Origin of the sequence: Streptomyces sp. SID3212 (assembly GCF_009865405.1) — a bacterium.
Classification (GTDB): Bacteria; Actinomycetota; Actinomycetes; order Streptomycetales; family Streptomycetaceae; genus Streptomyces.
The window spans coordinates 1-1,320 of the sequence record NZ_WWJY01000499.1; the positions used below are offsets into that span (position 1 = coordinate 1).

The following is a 1,320-nucleotide window of genomic DNA, read 5'->3' on the forward strand; positions in this document are numbered from 1 at the left end:
GTCCTCAAACGCCGGACGGGCTGGAATTGCCCCGGGCCCATTGCTGGGTGCGGGTCAAGGATGTCCTCAATCGCCGGACAGGCTTAACGACCCGGGGCGGGCCGGGGGTTGTCTTGGCGCGGGCCTGGAAGGGGGACGGGCAGGGGTCGTGTCCGGAACGTAAAGCGTGTTTTGTGTCGCGTGGCTACCGTGAATGTCCGGAGTCCCTGAACGCGACGTAAAACATGCAGTGCAGGACACGGCCCCTGCCCGGCCCCCGGCAACAACCCGCACCCAGCCCACCGGGCCGCAGCGGCACCATCAAGCCCGTCCGGCGATTGAGGACAATCGGTAAGCCGCGCCACGACCACTCACTTCGTCAGAACATTCGCCGCCACAATCACCAGCCCGATCAAAACATCAACCGCCCCCACCCGACACGCCGACCACCACCCCCGACCCGCCGTCCTGGCCGCCCAAAGCCCCCAGCCGAACAACGCCGCCGTGTTGATCGTCAGGGCCGCGTCGATCGCCGCGTTCTCCCCCCACCAGCCCCAGTACGAGCCCAGCAGCACCGCCCCGGTCGGGAGGGCCGCCGCGACCAGGGGCCACTCCGTCAGCACCGAGCGGACCGTGCTCGCCGTGACGGGTTTCTCGTCCGCCGTACGGTGGGCGATCGCGTGGGCGTATCCGTGCCCGGTCGCCGAGACCAGCGCCGCCACCATGATCCACAGGGCGTCATAGCCCGGGTCGTCGGGTCCGGTGTCGTGGTCAAGCGCGGCGGCCAGCGCGCTGGCCAGGACCGTTCCGTACACACCGCCGAACAGCAGCCGCTGGAGCGGTTCGTCGCGCCGGCCCGGAGGGTCGGGGGCGCTCTCGGGGGCACTGACGGGGTCGGACAAGGCGCCACCTCCCGGGACGAGGACGTCGTTCCACTCCGGAGATGTAACCGCACACCGGACATATCCCCCGCGACCCCGGGGCCCACCGTCGTGGCGGCCTCGGCCGTTCCCCGGCCGAGGCGGCGGCAACTGCTCTACGCTGAAGGGCATTTGGCAGCGCCGGACGCGAGCGTTCACCCACGCGTCGCTCGCCCGACAGGTTCACGTCACCCCGCAGGCCCGGAGGGATGAGTGGATGTCCGCGCCCCCCGCAGCGCCGCTCCCGTGCGGGTGCGCGCTCACGCCGAGACAAGTGGAGACCGTATGAGCGGCTCGTCCCGTACGCCGTCCAAGCACCACGGAGCGAGAGGCCTCAGCGGCGGTCTGGCGGCCGGAGCCCTGCTGATGGGCACCGTCCTCGCCGGCGGCGGCCCCGCCCTCGCGGCGAGCGGGCCGGCCG

Annotated in this window: 1 protein-coding gene; it reads right to left on the reverse strand. The window is 71.5% G+C overall.

All coding sequences use genetic code 11. The features are described from left to right. Positions 1-350 precede the first annotated feature (350 nt). Positions 351-881: a hypothetical protein gene (locus tag GT042_RS15135; protein WP_161309236.1), complete on the reverse strand. Its 531-nt coding sequence runs from the start codon at positions 879-881 to the stop codon at positions 351-353. Between the last annotated feature and the right edge of the window lie 439 nt (positions 882-1,320).